Origin of the sequence: Marinicrinis sediminis (assembly GCF_042685085.1) — a bacterium.
Taxonomy (GTDB): Bacteria; Bacillota; Bacilli; order Paenibacillales; family KCTC-33676; genus Marinicrinis; species Marinicrinis sediminis.
Genome location: NZ_JBHUMM010000001.1, coordinates 270,232 through 287,445 on the forward strand (window position 1 = coordinate 270,232; position 17,214 = coordinate 287,445).

Annotated in this window: 13 protein-coding genes and 1 other annotated feature; of the genes, 3 read left to right on the forward strand and 10 right to left on the reverse strand. The window is 50.7% G+C overall.

Annotated elements, in window-relative coordinates; genetic code table 11:
• Positions 1-48: 48 nt before the first annotated feature.
• A complete protein-coding gene (gene tyrS, locus ACFSUC_RS01265) occupies positions 49-1,302 on the reverse strand; it encodes a tyrosine--tRNA ligase (protein WP_379927653.1) in 1,254 nt (417 codons plus the stop codon).
• A gap of 57 nt (positions 1,303-1,359) precedes the next feature.
• Positions 1,360-1,605: a binding site (T-box leader), on the reverse strand.
• 162 nt (positions 1,606-1,767) lie between these two features.
• Here tyrS and ACFSUC_RS01270 point away from each other — a divergent pair.
• On the forward strand, positions 1,768-5,145 hold the full coding sequence (locus ACFSUC_RS01270; protein WP_379927568.1) for a transglycosylase domain-containing protein: 3,378 nt from the start codon (positions 1,768-1,770) through the stop codon (positions 5,143-5,145).
• Between the two features lie 190 nt (positions 5,146-5,335).
• Here ACFSUC_RS01270 and acsA read toward each other — a convergent pair whose 3' ends face one another.
• Positions 5,336-7,057 carry an acetate--CoA ligase gene (acsA, locus tag ACFSUC_RS01275; RefSeq protein ID WP_379927569.1) on the reverse strand — a complete coding sequence of 574 codons (1,722 nt, stop codon included), beginning with the start codon at positions 7,055-7,057 and terminating at the stop codon, positions 5,336-5,338.
• Between the two features lie 244 nt (positions 7,058-7,301).
• Between acsA and ACFSUC_RS01280 the strand changes: the two genes are divergently transcribed.
• Together ACFSUC_RS01280 and ACFSUC_RS01285 are read left to right on the forward strand one after the other, a co-directional pair.
• Entirely contained in the window at positions 7,302-7,934 is a 633-nt protein-coding gene (locus ACFSUC_RS01280) for a GNAT family N-acetyltransferase (RefSeq protein WP_379927570.1), read from the forward strand.
• A 29-nt stretch (positions 7,935-7,963) separates the two neighbouring features.
• Positions 7,964-9,175: an acetoin utilization protein AcuC gene (locus tag ACFSUC_RS01285; RefSeq protein WP_379927571.1), complete on the forward strand. Its 1,212-nt coding sequence runs from the start codon at positions 7,964-7,966 to the stop codon at positions 9,173-9,175.
• Here the strand turns inward: ACFSUC_RS01285 and ACFSUC_RS01290 are convergent.
• The 8 genes from ACFSUC_RS01290 to ACFSUC_RS01325 all read right to left on the reverse strand — a co-directional run bounded on the left by ACFSUC_RS01290 (position 9,159) and on the right by ACFSUC_RS01325 (position 17,211).
• Positions 9,159-9,899: a 5'-methylthioadenosine/adenosylhomocysteine nucleosidase gene (locus tag ACFSUC_RS01290; protein WP_379927572.1), complete on the reverse strand. Its 741-nt coding sequence runs from the start codon at positions 9,897-9,899 to the stop codon at positions 9,159-9,161. The genes ACFSUC_RS01285 and ACFSUC_RS01290 overlap by 17 nt on opposite strands.
• A gap of 188 nt (positions 9,900-10,087) precedes the next feature.
• Positions 10,088-11,092 (reverse strand): catabolite control protein A, encoded by a 1,005-nt coding sequence (gene ccpA / locus ACFSUC_RS01295; RefSeq protein WP_379927573.1) that lies wholly within the window; start codon positions 11,090-11,092, stop codon positions 10,088-10,090.
• 211 nt (positions 11,093-11,303) lie between these two features.
• Positions 11,304-11,723, reverse strand: coding sequence for a hypothetical protein (locus ACFSUC_RS01300; RefSeq protein WP_379927574.1), 420 nt, complete (start codon positions 11,721-11,723; stop codon positions 11,304-11,306).
• Between the two features lie 83 nt (positions 11,724-11,806).
• Positions 11,807-12,217, reverse strand: a complete 411-nt coding sequence (locus ACFSUC_RS01305) for a VanZ family protein (RefSeq protein WP_379927575.1) — start codon at positions 12,215-12,217, stop codon at positions 11,807-11,809.
• Entirely contained in the window at positions 12,214-12,747 is a 534-nt protein-coding gene (locus tag ACFSUC_RS01310; protein ID WP_379927576.1) for a type 1 glutamine amidotransferase domain-containing protein, read from the reverse strand. The genes ACFSUC_RS01305 and ACFSUC_RS01310 overlap by 4 nt, the downstream gene beginning before the upstream one ends.
• Positions 12,748-12,762: 15 nt before the next feature.
• Entirely contained in the window at positions 12,763-14,520 is a 1,758-nt protein-coding gene (ptsP, locus tag ACFSUC_RS01315; RefSeq protein WP_379927577.1) for a phosphoenolpyruvate--protein phosphotransferase, read from the reverse strand.
• Entirely contained in the window at positions 14,513-16,402 is a 1,890-nt protein-coding gene (locus ACFSUC_RS01320) for a glucose PTS transporter subunit IIA (RefSeq protein WP_379927578.1), read from the reverse strand. Before ACFSUC_RS01320 ends, ptsP begins: the two co-directional genes overlap by 8 nt.
• A 143-nt stretch (positions 16,403-16,545) precedes the next feature.
• On the reverse strand, positions 16,546-17,211 hold the full coding sequence (locus tag ACFSUC_RS01325; protein ID WP_379927579.1) for a hypothetical protein: 666 nt from the start codon (positions 17,209-17,211) through the stop codon (positions 16,546-16,548).
• Positions 17,212-17,214 lie beyond the last annotated feature (3 nt).

The following is a 17,214-nucleotide window of genomic DNA, read 5'->3' on the forward strand; positions in this document are numbered from 1 at the left end:
TGATGGTTCCTCAGCATCTTTCTCGTCTGCTCTGTCAGCATATCGGCATTACCCGAGCTTTACCTTCGCAAATTTCCGCTTGCCTACCTGCACAATATCGTCAGACTGAATGGCAATTACGGCCTGAACGTCTGTCTCCTTCTCCCCGTTCAGCTTCACCGCACCCTGCTGAATGCTTCTGCGAGCTTCTCCATTGGAGCTCTGTAATCCCAGAGCCACCAGCAGGTTGATCAGGCCGATCTGTCCCTCTTCCAGCAGCTCAGATGACAGCTCCACTACAGGCAGATCATCCGGCAAAGCGCCCTTCTGGAAGACGGTCTTGAAATGCCCCTCTGCTGCCTCTGCAGCTGCTTCTCCATGGTACATACGCACAAACGTGTAGGCCAGCTTCATCTTGGCATCGCGCGGATGAACAGCTCCACTCTCCAGACCTGCTTGCAGCTGCTCCAGGTCCTCATTAGGCATATCCGTAGCAAGTTCATAGTATTTCAGCATTAATTCGTCAGGAATCGACATAGACTTCCCGTATATCTGATTAGGCTCCTCATTGATACCGATGTAATTACCCAGACTCTTGCTCATCTTCTGCACGCCGTCAAGACCTTCAATGATTGGCATCATCAGCGCAGCCTGCTGGGCGACTCCGTATTCCTTCTGCAGTGTCCGCCCCATCAGCAGGTTAAACTTCTGATCGGTCCCCCCCAGCTCTACATCACTTTTCAGGGCTACCGAATCATATCCTTGCATCAACGGGTAGAAGAATTCATGCAGACTAATGGCTTGCCCGGACTGATACCGCTTGGTGAAGTCATCCCGCTCCAGCATGCGTGCGACCGTCACCTTTGCAGACAGTTGCACCACTTCTGCAAAATCAAAGGTCCTCAGCCACTCTGAATTGAAATACACCTTCGTTTTGTCCGGATCCAGAATCTTGAAAATCTGTTCCTTGTACGTGGTGGCATTGCGAATGACGTCCTCTTCTGTCAGCTGTTTTCTCGTCTCCGACTTGCCGGTCGGGTCACCGATTCGACCTGTAAAGTCACCAATAATCAACTGTACCTGATGTCCAAGCTCCTGAAACTGACGCAGCTTGTGCAGGACGACCGTGTGACCCACGTGAATATCCGGAGCGGATGGATCAAGCCCAAGCTTGACATACAGCGCTGTCCCCTTCACAACCGCCTGCATCAACTTTTGCTTCAATTCCTCTTCCGGTACGATTTCCACAGTTCCTCGCGAAATGACCTCCCACTGTCTCTGTACTTCTGCCTGCTGCTCACTCGTCAATTGTTCCCATTTCATACTCATGTGCTCCAATCCTCTCCTTTTTTTCACACAAAAAAACCTTCTCTGCTCCCGGTTAGGGACGAGAAGGTTGCTCGCGGTACCACCCTAATTGGAATCTCCTTCTTCGCAAACGGACGATTCCCACTTGTGCACATAACGGATGCAAACCGTGAAGAACGGACACAGCCTCTCTTGCTCAGCTGCTGCTCTTCCTGCTCCGAACGGTAATTCACAAAAGCTCGTGTATCGGCTTGCACCAGCCGCCGACTCTCTGTACATCACGCTGCTTTTCCTACTTTCGTTCTTCTTCGCATTTCAATGCCAATCCATGTAACCCATATATATCACAGCTTACTGTCCAAGTCAATCCTCCCAGATGCCTGCTGGCTGTTCATACCATTTGGAACGTATGTTCTCTCATTCTGTTCAATGCTTACCTATTTATGCTATAATGGTTCTGTTTATTGGAGGAGGATAGAGATGACCGAAAAAAAGACATCCAAACCAGGTACCGCAGGTCGTGTAATCAAGCGAACGCTGTGGTACGTCCTGATGACACTGAAATGGACGTTCTACATGCTTCTCATAGGCGGATTTTTAGTCGGAGGTGCCGTATTTGGATATGTCAGTTCTCTTGTAAAAGATGAACCTATACGATCCAGAGAAGAGATTCTCACCGAAATGTCCAAGGATCAGCTTTCCGGATTTGTTTATTTTAATAATGAAGAATTAGTTGGACAGCTTCGGGGCATCGACCGTCGACTGGTGACGTTTGAAGAGATCCCTCAGAATGTCATCGATGCTTTCCTGTCCATTGAGGACGATGATTTCTATGAGCATATCGGGATTGACTTCAGCGGACTGTTCCGCGCCGTCAAGCAGAAAGCGCTGAACGAACCGATTCAAACCGGAGGCAGCACGATCACCCAGCAAGTGGCGCGCAACGTCTTCTTGTCTCTGGAACGTACCACCAGCCGTAAAGTGAAGGAAATCTTTCTGGCGATGCGCATGGAGCGCTATCTGAGCAAAAATCAGATTCTTCTCGCCTATGTGAACAAGGTCCCGTTCGGCAACGGATCATCCGGCTATAATGTGTACGGGATCAAGGCAGCAGCAGAGGGGATCTTCGATGTCCGCAATCTGGCGCAGCTTAACACGGCACAGGCTGCCTATCTGGCTGGCCTGCCGAAGAATCCGACCGGATATTCGGCCTTTGACGGATATGGCCAGTTCGATGAAGAAGGCTTCCAGAAGGCATTGGACCGTCAGCGTGTCGTCCTGAAACGGATGCTGGAGCTGGGCAAGATAACCCGAGATGAATATGACGAAGCGCTCAACTTCAATGTGCGGGATTCCATAGCAAAGCCGAAGAAAAAAGGCTATGCGTCCTATCCGTATTTAATGATTGAAGCCGAAAGAGAAACCGCAGAAATCTTGCTCAAGCTAAACAATCCTGAGCTGACCGACGAGGACCTGAAATCACCTGAAAACCAGGAACTTGTCAATCAGGCTATCGAGGATATGCTGGGTCAAGGCTTGCGAATCCATACGACGATTGATAAAGATATGTATGATGCCATGCATGAAATCGCTCAAAATCCGGACAACTTCACCCCGGACATGGAGGAACGCGGTGTGGAGCAGATCGGGGTCGTCATGATTGACAATGACACCGGAGCCATTCTCAGCATGATGGAAGGACGAGAATTTGAAATCGAGCAGTACAATCATGCTACCCAGATGCTGCGTCCCCCTGGCTCGACGATGAAGCCACTGGCTGCCTACTTGCCAGGCATTGAAATGGGCGTCGTCCAGCCTGCCACGATTATTGACGATGTCCCTATGATCATGAAGGATGGAACGAAGGGCTATCACTTGCCGAACAACTGGAACTATACGTTCCACGGTCTGATTACGGCAAGGGAAGCGTTGGATCGTTCCTACAACATCCCTGCGCTGGATGTTTTCAATAACTATGTGGGGATTGAGGAAGCATGGGACTTCGTGAAGAAGCTAGGGATTACCACCATTACCGAGCAGGACTATTTCTCCCAGACGGGGGCCATCGGCGGGATGACCCAGGGAACATCCGTAGAAGAAATGACCAACGCCTATGCGGCCATCGGTAATAAAGGGAATTATCAGGATTCATTTATGATTGATCGAATCGAAGACTCGGAAGGCAATATTCTGTACGCCCATCAAGCTGAGCCGGAGCAGGTCTTTTCTGAGGAATCCGCTTTTCTCATGACCGATATGCTGCGGACCGTCATTCACAATCCGAGAGGAACGGCAGCAGATCTGAAGCGAAAATTCGATCACTACAATGACATCTCTGTCGTCGGGAAAACAGGTTCCACCGAGCTCGACCGGAACGCCTGGTTCGTCGGTTACTCGCCAGACATTACGGTCGGCGTTTGGGCCGGGTATGACCAGAATCACAGTTTGACCTATCCGCGTGAAGTTCCAGGATTGCCGCAGGAGGCTGGAACCTTCCGAGCCAAGAACATTTGGGCACTGGTTATGAATAAGGCCGTCGAGCTCCATCCGGAATGGTTTGAACAGAAAGAGTTCGAACGTCCGGAGAATATCATCAAGAAAACCGTCTCCAGCAAGTCAGGCCTGATTCCAAGCTCAACCGTTCAATCAGCCGGATACCTGGTGACAGACTGGTTCAACAAAGCGCACATTCCGACCAAGGAAGATGATCACTTTAGATATATGAAGGTCATTCGCTATAACGGTGTGAATTACATCGCCAAGGACAGCACGCCAGCCGACATGACGAGTGAGAAACTGCTCGTGGAGACAGAGAAGGATGTATTCGCCACGCTGAAGGAAATTGAAAGTATCCTGAATAAAATGCCTTCCAGTGTTCGTCCAAAACGCGGCGGGCGTTACATGAACGTCAAGGATTACTACCCGCAGGATCTGGATATCCGGGCACCGGATGAAGAAGATCCGCGAGAAGACGATGGCAGCAATCCTTCACCGCCGTCCAACGTGCGAATCAGTCAGAATGACAACTTGTCCACCATCACCTTTGATGGTAGTGGCAGCAAGGATGTCGTTGGCTACCGCCTGTATCGTTCCATAAACGGAGGCAGCCCGATTCATCTGGTTGACAAAAATGTACTGGTCGGTGAGAGCGAGCAATTTATCGATTACAGCAGCAGCAATCTGCTGACCTATTACATTACAGCCGTGGACGTGGCAGGCAAGGAATCTGCACCGAGCAAACGGGTATATAATCGGGGAGGAGTCGATCCTTCACCGCCTGAACCTGCAGAACCGGACAATAACGGTGACGGTGACGGTGGCGGAAACGGAAACGGAAATGGAAATTCGAACAACAATGGCAACAGCAATGGCAACAGCAATGGCGACAACGGAAATAATCCGGACAACGGGACAGATAACCCGGACTCCAACGGTTCAGAACAACCAGAAGAGCAGGTTAAGAAACCAAGCGCGCCTCAAGGGCTTGCCGTTCAAGGCAATGATGCAGGTAGTGCGGTTCGCTTAACCTGGAAGAAAAACAAATCGGAGGAAAGTGTCCTTCGTTACCACATTTATTACAGCAGTACGCAAAACGGCTCGTACCGGCACATCGGCATATCCAACCAGCCTTCCTTTGACTATCAGGCTGCCACGCTAGATGGCTGGTACAAGATTAGTGCCCAAAACAAAAAAGGCGAGTCGCCTTCCTCTGCGCCGGTCTCTTATACTCGCCCAGCGAGTGAGGAAACTTCAGGCGAAAGCGGACAAGGTGACTCGAACGGACAAACGGGTCAAAACGGTCAAAATAGCCAAAACGGACAGAACAGTTCCAACAGCCAGAATGGAGCCAATCTATAACAAAATCAGGACCGTCATGACCGCATCAATGGATCACGAGATAACCAGCCTATCCTTACACAAAAAGGGCTGTACCTTTCAAGGTTGAATTCACCTTGCAGGTACAGCCCTTTGTGCTGCCGAGGCCAGTTGCCATAGCAGGTTCGTGTTCAGAATCAGTCTGGCAAATATAGCTCAACGCTTACTCGCGTTAATCTTCAATCGTAGAGAGGTCACCCGTGGGCAGATCCAGCTCCCAAGCCTTCAACACTCTGCGCATGATCTTCCCGCTTCTGGTTTTCGGGAGCTTTTCTTTAAACTCGATCTCACGCGGTGCGGCGTGGGCGGACAGTCCTTCCTTCACAAACGCACGAATCTCTTGAATCAGTTCCTCACTCGGCTCATACCCTTTGCGCAAGGAGATGAACGCTTTGATAATCTCCCCTCTCACCGGGTCCGGCTTCCCAATAACGCCCGCTTCTGCAATCGCCGGATGTTCGACCAGCTTGCTCTCGACTTCAAATGGACCCACCCGCTCTCCGGATGTATTGATCACATCATCAATTCTTCCCTGGAAGAAAAAATATCCCTCTTCATCCTGATAGGCAGAGTCGCCGGAAATATACCAGCCCGATAAATAAAAATACTCCTGGTATTTGCCCGGATTGTTCCAAATCTTGCGCATCATCGAAGGCCATGGCGTGCGTATGGCCAAGTTCCCCATCCGGTACGGCGGCAATTCATTGCCCTGGTCGTCAATGATTGCGGCTTCCACACCCGGAATTGGCTTGCCCATGGAGCCCGGCTTCATATCCATGCTCGGATAATTGCAGATGAGCTGAGCACCTGTCTCGGTCATCCACCACGTATCATGGATGCGCTGTTTATACACTTGCATGCCCCAGCGAATCACTTCCGGATTCAGCGGCTCACCAACGCTTAAGATGTGCCGCACTTTGCTCAGATCGTACTGGGACACGATATCGTTGCCAGCCCCCATCAACATGCGGAAGGCGGTCGGTGCACTGTACCAGACGGTAATCTCCTGGCTTTGCAACGTATCATACCAGTCCTGAGGGCTGAATCTGCCGCCACGTACGACATTCGTTACGCCATTCAGCCACGGTGCAAATATGCCGTAAGATGTGCCTGTTACCCAGCCTGGATCGGCTGTACACCAGTAGACATCCTCTTCTTGCAAATCCAGTACGATTTTGCCGGTATAGTAATGCTGGATCATCGCGTTGTGGACGTGATACACCCCTTTGGGCTTTCCGGTCGAGCCGGAGGTATAATGCAGCAGCATGCCATCTTCACGATCGACCCACTCTATCTCCAGTTTCTCTGAAGCCTGGCTCATTTCAGCAATTAAATCGGTCTGATGATCTTCCAGCTTCAAGTCTTCCCCGACGAGAATCACATGCTTCAATTCTGGCAGCTCGGACACAGGCACGCGATGCAGCAGCTCTGGTGTGGTCACGATGGCTGCCGCACCGCTGTCCTGCAGACGGTCTCTGACGGCCGTTTCCATAAAAGCTTCAAAAAGCGGACCGACGATCGCTCCAATCTTGATCGCCCCAAGCAAAGCAAAGTAGCATTCCGGAGACCTTGGCATGAATACAAACAGGCGATCGCCTTTCTTCAGCCCGAGTTTGCGGAATACCTGACCCGCCTGATTCGTTTTCTTTCGCATTTCTTCAAAGGTATAGGATGACTGACGTGTCGGATCACTGTAACGCAGGGCGATTTTATCCCCTTTATCGGACAGGGCATGCCGATCGATGGACTCGTAGGCGATATTGACCTTGCCGGTTTCATGCCAGCTGAAGGTTTTCTCAATCTCCTGCCAGTCAAACGTGCGGCGTTCCTGTTCATAATCTGTCAGATTGCACCTGTCTTTCCTTCCCGGTAATCGTTCCTCTGTGTGATTCATGTTGTCTCTCCTCCCTTTTCCCTTATATATTTTTTAAAACGCTTACAACATGTTACAATACAGTCATATCCCAAACACTCATACACGCATAGGCGGCTGACGAATCAGGCATGGCTATGCCCGCGAGCATTATAAATATGACTTTTTTGTGACAAACTACATCCTATTTTATCATATCTTCCGAAACTCGACTATGCTGGAAGAACATTCAGGGCCATTTTTATGAGATGAAAGGGGGATGAGGATGAAACATTCGAAACGGGAGCAGCAAAAGGCTTACACCGCGAAAGGGCAGACCTTTCATATAGAGGGTCCCCTCCCTGCTCATACTTTGGCAACGTATTCGATGCATGCAGATTTGCAGGCCTTTCGGCCGCCTGAGGATCAGCATGAGGCGCTGTTGGAGATTGCTGATCTGGCGGAAGGGAGAATTATCATCGCCCGCCTCGATCACGTCATCGTCGGCTATGTCACCTTTCACTATCCGGATGAGCTGGAGCGCTGGTCAGAAGCCGATATTGCAGAACTGATCGAACTGGGTGCCATTGAGGTGGCACCGGCTTACCGTTCTTTTGGTCTGGGAAAGCAGATGCTGAAGCTTGCAGCGGCTGATAAGCAGTTAGAAGACTATATCGTCTTTACGACGGAATATTACTGGCACTGGGATCTTCAGGGGAGCCAGCTAAGTGTATGGGATTACCGAAAGATGATGGAGAAGCTGATGAAGAACATGGACATGATCTGGTACGCGACAGATGATCCCGAGATATGTGCCCATCCCGCCAATTGCCTGATGGTTCGGGTCGGCTCCCACGTGCGTCAGGAAGCCATTGAAGCCTTTGATCGCATCCGCTTCAAACAACGATTTATGTATTAGATTAGACGCAAGAAATCGGGGTGAGTGCATTGAATGAATCCGAAAAGAGAGAGGAACACCAATTAAGCGGTGACAAACGCAATAAAGCGGTTTTTATTTATGATCCCCGCTGCACGGCCTACCGATTTCATGACGGACACCCGTTTAACCAGCGCAGGGTGACATGGAGCTATCAGCTGTTGCGGCAAGGAAACTGGTTAAGTGATGAAGAGATGGTCCTGCCTCCATCTCTGGATGAACACCAATTATCTCTCGTCCACGATGCAGGGTATGTCGAGGCTATTCGCTCCGCACAGCACGATTTGATCAACAGGCGTACATACGGATTTGATGAGGATACGCCTTGCTTTGAAGGCATGCACGAAGCTGCCAGGCAGATTTGTGCGGGGTCTGTCCATGCCGTGGATCAAGTGATGCTGCATGACAGACGGGCACTCCACTTGGCCGGCGGCTTGCATCATGCGCATGCGGCCAGGGCGTCCGGATTTTGCATTTATAATGATGCGGCGCTGGCGATCGCTCATGCCAGAGATGTCTATGGCCTCCGTGTTCTGTATATTGATACGGATGTCCACCACGGAGATGGTGTTCAATGGCTGTTCTATAGTGACCCCGATGTCTTCACATACTCTATTCATGAAACAGGCAAATTTCTCTTTCCCGGTACTGGCAGCGTGACGGAACGCGGGGTGGAACAGGGATTTGGCACCACCTTGAATGTGCCGATCGCCCCGTACACCGAGGATGACTCCTGGCTGGAATGCTTTCAGGAAACGATCGAGGTCGCAGCGGCTGCTTTTCAACCGGATCTGATCATCTCCCAGCATGGATGCGATGCCCATGCCTATGACCCACTCTCCCATATATATTGCAGTATGCGGATCTATGCAGAAATGCCCAAGATCATTCGTCGCCTTGCAGATCGATATTGCAAGGGCAAGTGGGTGGCACTGGGCGGTGGCGGCTATGATCATCATCGGGTCGTGCCGCGAGCATGGGGACTCCTCTGGCTCGTAATGAAGCAGCATCCGCTTGCGGACTCTCTTGGGCATGCCGACAGATTACCGGCGGACTGGATCGAGGACATGCAGCAGAAGACGTCCTTATCCATTCCGACAACGTGGCTGGACGCCAAAAACGCCTGGGCACCGATGCCCAGACGTGAGATCATAGTGAAAGAAAACCGAGCCGTCAAGGAATTGGCACGATCGTATTATTCATCGTTCATTCAACCGTCCTAGAGACATGGGACGCGTTTTCAGATTCGGCAAGCGCCTGCACGATCGCCGCGCTCATCTCAAAGGAATGACGGGACGCCAGTTTGGTAAATTCGGCAAAATTCTCATGCGCAGACCCGTCCGCACGGTCTGACATGGAACGAATGATCACAAAGGGCCGTTTGTTCAGACTGCATACCTGGGCAACGGCTGCGCCTTCCATTTCCGTACACATGCCTCCAAGCTGGGCATGGAGCTGTCTGCCCTGTTCCTTGTCTGCAATAAACTGGTCACCTGACAAGATCCGTCCGCGCCAAACCGGACTTTGGCAAACCGCCTTGCCCTTTTCATAAGCCAGATCAGCCAATTGGCGATCGGCCTTGAATACCGATTCTTCCTGAAAAGGGATCACGCCCCGCTCGAAACCAAGCGCCGTCACATCCATATCGTGCTGCATGCAATCCTCTGAGATGACAATGTCGCCGATGCCCAGTCTCGGATCTACTGCACCGGCCACACCGGTGAACAAGATAGCGGAAACTTCAAAGGTATCAATCAGAATTTGTGTACTCATTGCCGCATTGACTTTGCCTACCCCGCACTTGGTGACGACGACGGGCAGACCATGCAGCGTGCCTTCCAGAAAGGTCGTCCCTGCTTTTTCTGTGGTCTTCTTCTCTGCCAGCGACTGCTCCAGCAGCTCGATTTCTTCGATCATCGCGCCGATGATTCCCATTCTATTCATCATGTCTGACACTCCTTCTGATTCCCGTTATCTTTCCCTTAATCTGTCCCTTTATGGTTCCCTGTTCATTGCCTCTCGGTTCACGCACATCATGCCATAGACGGACAAAAAACAGGCCTCGGGAGCCTGTTTTTTTATACCGTGCGAACTGACATGGCAAACTGACATGCCACACGGGCTTTTTGAATCCGTTATTTCGCTGATACGGAGTTTCTCATCACCAATTCATGCGGCAAAATGACTTTCATGTTTTCCACAGATTCATTTTTCATCAGCTTGGTCAGCAAGCGCATGGATACCGCCCCGATATCATACATCGGCTGGGCTACAGCCGCAAGCTGAGGACGAACCATGGAAGCCATTCTCGTGTTATCCACACTCATCACCGCGATATCCTCCGGCACTTTCAAGCCATGATCCTGAATCTTATGTATCGCGCCAATCGCCATTTCATCTGTGGCGGCAAAGACAGCGGTCGGTCTCGGAGACAATCCGATAAAGTGCTCCATCACTTCCATCCCCGATTCGTACCGGTAATTGCCTGCACGTACATATTGTTCCTTGACGGAAAGTCCTGCATTTTCCATCGCTCCCTTGTAGCCCTGATAACGTGCAAGGCCATTGGACGGATCATTCAGGTTTCCACAGATCATCGCAATCTCTTGATGCCCCATGTCCAGCAAAGCTTGTACCGCATCAAAAGCAGCACGCTCGTGGTCAATGTCGACAGAAGGAAACTGCTCCTGATCATCCGTTGTCGCACACAATACGACCGGCACAGAAGCGGTCTTGAAAGCCTGGATATGCTCGGCTGTTACGGTCCCACCCATAAACAGCAATCCATCTACCTGCTTTTCAAGCAAGGTATTTACGACACGGATTTCCTTTTCCTTTTTCTTATCTGCATTACATAAAATAATATTGTAATGATACATGTTCGCAATATCTTCAATCCCTCTTGCCACTTCAGCAAAAATGGAGTTGGAGATATCAGGGATGACGACTCCGACGGTAGTCGTTTTCTTGCTAGCCAAGCCACGAGCGACCGCATTCGGACGATAGCCGAGTCTTTCAATCGCTTCAAAAACCTTTTTCCTGGTTTGAGGCTTAACATTTGGATTGTTATTCACTACACGGGAAACGGTTGCCATTGATACGCCAGCTTCACGAGCTACATCATAAATCGTTACGGTCACGAACAATCTCTCCAATTTTCATTTTTCGAACTTGACTCGATAAGGCTATCATACGACAATTTTCAAAGATACGCAATCAATCCATTCCTACATTTGCCATTTTGTTGATTTTTCGATGAAAGTTAAGGACAAAAAAAGAGCTGCTTCACCGTCTGGTCAGACAGCAGCAGCTCCTGCGCATATAACCGTTCAATCAGCCAGACCCCGCCTTTTACAAGTAAGGGGCCTGCAGGGCATGATCCGTTAATTGGGACAATCGGTCCTCTACGTCCTTTACCCATTCTTCATTATGAAGCGCCTTGGCCATAATCAGCATATCGAGCAGCTGATTGATGCGCTCCTCTACCATTTCATTTAATTCGTAGTGCTCATACTGTTCATCGGCTGCCATACTTAGCAGTTGAGCGATTTCATTTTCCGAAGCCAGATCCACAGCGTGTTTGCTTGCGGTCTCCTCTTGTTGGGTCAGCAATGCCTTCACATGCTCCTTCACACTGGGCAGCACCTGATAAACCTCACACTCATCACACGTATACACGGGTACATTCTCAATTTCCATCTGACGGGAGAAAACCACCGTTCTCAGATAGATCCCCATTTGTTCCCCACACTGATGACAATGTTTTTCCAAGCTTTTCACTCCTTATCCCTGTTCGAGCACACCTTCTACTCCACATATTCGACCCAGGGACAAGAAGTCCTTTCATTTGCCTGCTAGTAGTTTATACCATTGCGAATCCGCAAGTAGATGCGTTGTACAGCAGGTACGGAAATTACGATCATTGCGAGGACGGCTCCGATCGCGTCATTGCGAATATCCTGCCAATCCGACATTCTGCCGGCCACAAATTGCTGGTGATACTCATCGGTCAGGCCATAGAGGATCGACAATAGAATGGCCAGCAATTTGGCACGATAGCCCATATGGAGGGGCAGCGCCCAGTAAAAAGTCAGACAGAGCACAAAATAGGCAATAAAGTGGCCCCAGTTAAAGGACTCCATCGCCGGAAACCAGGTTTGAAAAAAAGGCAGCCAGCTGTTCAGATCATTGCCTGGTTGATGCGAGAACCAGAAGATCAGACCCATGCACAGGATAGCTGGCAGCCATCTTAACAGGAGCTTCAAGACTTGGCTTGTGCTCCGATCAGTTGAATGAACGCTCGCATAAAGGCCGGCAGATCCGGTGGTCTTCTGCCAGAAACGATATGTCTGTCCACCACGACTTCCTCATCTACCCAAGTCGCACCCGCATTGATCAGATCATCCTTGATGCCGGGCGTGGAGGTCATGGTATAGCCGCGGCAAATATCTGCGGAAACCAATACCCATCCTGCATGACAGATATGTGCGATCGGCTTTTGCGCTTCATGAAATTCCTTGGTCAATTGCAGAACGGGCTCATATCTGCGCAGCTTGTCCGGTGCCCAGCCACCTGGTACATACAACGCGTCAAAATCACGAGCGTGTACGTCTTCAAACTTTGCTTCACTCGTTAAAGGCACCCCGTATTTGCCCATGTAGGTCTTGTCCTTTTCCGGGCCTGCTACAACAACCTCAGCTCCGGCTTCACGCAAGCGAAGAACCGGATACCACATCTCCAGATCCTCAAATTCCTGGTCCACAAACGCCAATACTCTTTTGCCTGTCAGTTCCATGGTATCTCCTCTCCTTCACATTTCAATGGATTTGTCTTTTCTGGCATGCTGCACTTCAAGCAGCAAGGCTTGCAAAACCTTCTTCATCTCATCACTGGTCTTCATTTTCAGCAGCTCTGGCAGCAGACGTTTACAGCGATGGGTCTCCAGATGAGGAAGGATGCTCTTCAGGTTGAGCACGGACTGCATCGACATGCTGAGATGATGAATTCCCAGGGCCAGCCACAATGGCAGCGCCCGTTCGTCTCCGGCCATCTCCCCGCATACGGACACTTCCAGATCATGCTCTTCCGCTGCCTGTGCAACCTGACGAAGCATACGCAGCACCGCCGGATGAAACGGATCATACAGGTCGGCGATTTTTTCATTCATCCGATCCACCGCCAACGTATATTGTACCAAATCATTGGTGCCAATACTAAAGAAGTCCACTTCTTCGGCAAGCAAATCTGCAATCAAGGCCGCTGCCGGGACTTCGATCGTCACCCCGATCTGAATATGTTCATTGAACAGCTTTTTCTCTGCTCGCAGCTCCTGCTTGCAATCCGACAGCAGCTGGTTGGCCTGATGAAGCTCTTCCATAGAGGTGACCATGGGATACATCATCTTGATCAATCCGTAATGGCTGGCGCGCAGAATGGCGCGCAGTTGAGTCTTGAACAGCTTCGGCTGATCCAAACAAATGCGAATGGCCCGATAACCGAGAAACGGATTGTCTTCCTCTTCCAGAAAGCTGAAATAGTCGAGCTGCTTATCTCCCCCGATGTCAAAGGTACGGATCACGAGCGGCTTACCCTGGAGCTTCTCCGCTGCTGCGCGGTACACCTCGAATTGTTCTTCCTCGGTCGGGAACGCGTCCCGGTCCATATAGAGAAATTCAGTACGGAACAGCCCTACGCCATGGACGTCCTGAATCAGCGGTTGATCCAGCTCCCGGACAGAACTGATATTGACAGACAGCTTCAGCTGCGTGCCGTCTGCGGTACGTGCAGGCAGCTTGGAGGCCGTCTGCAGCTTCTCCTTCTGCTTCTGCCATTGCGCTTTGCGCTGTTCATACAGATCAATGGTTCGTGCTTCCGGATTCACATATACGACACCGGATTCACCGTCCAGGATGACGTAATCATCGGTTTCAATCGGTTCCTTCAGCTTGCCTTCGAGACCCAGTACGAACGGAATGCCGAGTGCTCTGGCCAAAATCGCCGCATGCGAGGTTTCTCCTCCGGCCAGTGTAATCATGCCCATGACGTGAGACGGATTCAGATTAGCCAGCTGTGAAGGCGACAACTCTCTCGCTACGAGGATAAAGGGCTTGTTGTCTTTGGGCAAGGTAATCTCCGGGGTACCGAGCAGGTGTTTGAGCAGACGGTTGCCGACATCCTTGATGTCCATCGCTCGTTCCTTCATATATTGATCCTCCAGCAGATCAAACATGTCTGTGAAATGCTCGATGGCTTCCTTGACGGCCACCTCCGCTGCCTTGTATTGCCGATGTATGATCCCCTGGATCTCATTCATAAAAGCCGGGTCATCAAGAATCGCCAGATGCGCATCGAATATATTGGACTCTTCCTCCCCGATGACGCCCGATATTTCTTGCTTCATAGACTGAATCTCATGCTTGGATGTTCGAATGCCATCATAGAGTCTTTCAAATTCATTCGCCAAATCTGATACATCGACCTGCTGTTCGGGCAAATCCCATTCCCAATCCGGCAATACAAAGGCACGGCCCAGCGCAATGCCACTGGATGCTCCGATCCCTTTAATCATGTTGTTGACCCCCATCTGATTGCTCTTCTTTCCAAATCACAGACATGACAGATGCCTGACCTTTGCGCACCGCTTTAAAGGGAGCAAAATTCCATGACTGCACACGATCTGGATTGGTGATGACCATTGGCGTAGCCAAGGATTTGCTATGCTTTCGTACAGCCTGATGCTGAAATCTGACAAGCAAGGTGCCTGGCTCTACGGTGTCTCCTTCTTTCACAAACACTTCGAAGTATTTGCCGTTCAGCTGTGAGGTATTAATGCCGATGTGCAGCAGCAGCTCCAGCCCTTCCTTCGTTTCAATGCCGATGGCATGTCTGGAAGGGTGAACATGCCGCACTTCCCCGTGAACAGGAGATACGATCTCTCCCCGCTCTGGAAGGAAAGCCACGCCATCCCCGACAAGCTTGGACGCGAAGATCGGATCGGGCACTTCGTCAAGCGGCACCATCTTGCCCTGTACCGGAGCACAGAAATGAATGTGCTTCAGATCCCTTCTCATCACCTTGACCATCTCTTCCCTCAGCAGTTCCGAAAAGGTGCCGAACACGACCTGTACATTGCCTCCTCCGAGGCGTATGACACCTGCTGCTCCAAGATGCTTCAATGCCCCCATATCCATTTTCCGGTCATCGGAAAGTGTCAGGCGAAGCCGGGTAATACACGCCTCCAGCTTGACGATATTCGACTTGCCGCCAAGGGCTTCCAGCACAAGCGGAGCGCGGTACGGAATATCTCCGGCTCCTTCATCGAGCGGTGAACCGTCCTCGCGGCCCGGTGTCTGAATGTCAAATCGGCGGATCGCCCACCGGAACAAATAGTAATACACAATGCCATACACCAGACCGAGCGGAATGATCTTCCACTCATTGGTTGCAAGATAACTGTTCAGGACGAAATCTATCGCTCCTGCTGAAAAGGAGAACCCATGATGAATATCTAAGGCATACGCGACCCACATCGCAATCCCGGACAGAATGGCATGCACGAAAAACAGCATCGGCGCGACAAACAGGAAGGCGAATTCAATCGGTTCCGTGACCCCCGTCAGAAAGGCGGTTAATGCAGCGGTCAAGAAAGTCGCCTTCACTCTTGGTTTCAGGTCTTCCCTGGCCTCTCGAATAATGGCAAAGGCAATCGCAGGCAGGGCAAACATCATGATCGGGTAGAGTCCGGACATATACATGCCTGCCTCAGGGTCCTGGGCGAAGAATCGCGGAATGTCCCCGAACACCGTCACGCCGCTCGAATTTTCATAGGCGCCGATCTGAAACCAGGCAAAGTTATTGAGAATATGATGCAGTCCGCTCGGAACGAGAAGCCGGTGAGCCACTCCGTACAGAAAGGCGCCAAAGCCACCTAGTTCCAGAAAAGCATCGCTGTAATGGACCAAACCGAGCTCGATGCTGGATTGTAGAAATACGACGATATACGAAAATACGATCGCGGTCCCGGACATGACGATCGGGACAATCCTCGGTCCACCGAAAAACTGAATATATTCGGGCAATTTCGTATGCTTGAATCGATGATAGGAGATCGCGGACATCAGACCGATCAGAATGCCTCCGGTGATGCCGATATTCAGTGTATCATCTGTCAAATGCGTGGTGACCTGAACAAATAAAAAATAACTCCACAAGGCCGACATACCGGCAGGAGCCGCGTTATCCGTCAAACCAAGTGCGACCCCGACGGCAAATATGTATGGCAAAAACATAAAAATAGACAGTCCGGCTAAACCCAGCACTTCTCCAAAGGAGCTTAACGGATCTGGCCAGGGCAAGGCTCCCAGCCGCATCATGATCGCAGCCGCAGGGAGCGCAATCATCGGCAGCATTAAGGATCTGCCGAATTGCTGAAGATTACCCATCCAATTCATAGGGAAAACGCTCCTCTCATCTCTAATCAAAATGGTATAGCTTCCTCCCTATTTTGTCAAAGAAAAAGCGGACATAGGCGCATGTCCGCTTGAGTGGCATCTCTTTCCCTGAATCCAGACTGACTTTCAGATTCATCGAATGCTTAGTACTGTTGATTTCCTTGGTAATTGGCTTGGTGAAAAGCCTGGGAGTGTTGAGCAGCCTGGGCTTGATAACCTTGTCCAGCTTGCGCCTGATAGCCTTGCGCAGGAGCAGCGGTAGACTGGTTCATGGTAGAAGCCGGCTGGTAGTATTGATTGGTGTTATAACCTGGTTTGTTGCCTACATAATTAGACATATGGAACTGTCCGGCTTGTTGAGCTTGTGGTTGTGCTTGTGCAGCCTGATAGCCTTGTCCGGCCTGCGCCTGATAACCTTGACCAGCCTGGGCCGAATAGGAATTGCCTGTTGCCGTCGGCTGCTTATATTGATTGGTGTTGTAGCCAGGCTGATTCCCCGCATAGTTGGACTGATGGAACTGGTTGGCCTGCTGCTGCATTTGTGCCCCTTGCTGGTAGCCTTGCGGTCCGGAAATCATCGCCTGCTCATACTGATTGGTGTTGTATGGAGCCTGATTTCCTACATAATTCGCTGTGTGGAACTGGCTAGGGTTTTGAGCTTGCTGGGCACTCATTCCTTGCGCAGCCTGGCCGCCCATGCTTGCTTGTCCCTGTGCGCTGCCGTATTGGGATTGTACATACCCGGCAGGTTGATACGCATTCTTCATACCTTGGTAACCAGCTTGTTGGTTCTGTTGTTGATTATACACTCA

Coding starts and splice junctions, on each gene's coding strand:
- tyrS (WP_379927653.1), bottom strand. CDS start 1,302: ATGAAATGGGAACAATTGACGAGTGAGCAGCAGGCAGAAGTACAGAGA.
- ACFSUC_RS01270 (WP_379927568.1), top strand. CDS start 1,768: ATGACCGAAAAAAAGACATCCAAACCAGGTACCGCAGGTCGTGTAATC.
- acsA (WP_379927569.1), bottom strand. CDS start 7,057: ATGAATCACACAGAGGAACGATTACCGGGAAGGAAAGACAGGTGCAAT.
- ACFSUC_RS01280 (WP_379927570.1), top strand. CDS start 7,302: ATGAAACATTCGAAACGGGAGCAGCAAAAGGCTTACACCGCGAAAGGG.
- ACFSUC_RS01290 (WP_379927572.1), bottom strand. CDS start 9,899: ATGATGAATAGAATGGGAATCATCGGCGCGATGATCGAAGAAATCGAG.
- ACFSUC_RS01310 (WP_379927576.1), bottom strand. CDS start 12,747: ATGGAACTGACAGGCAAAAGAGTATTGGCGTTTGTGGACCAGGAATTT.
- ptsP (WP_379927577.1), bottom strand. CDS start 14,520: ATGATTAAAGGGATCGGAGCATCCAGTGGCATTGCGCTGGGCCGTGCC.
- ACFSUC_RS01320 (WP_379927578.1), bottom strand. CDS start 16,402: ATGAATTGGATGGGTAATCTTCAGCAATTCGGCAGATCCTTAATGCTG.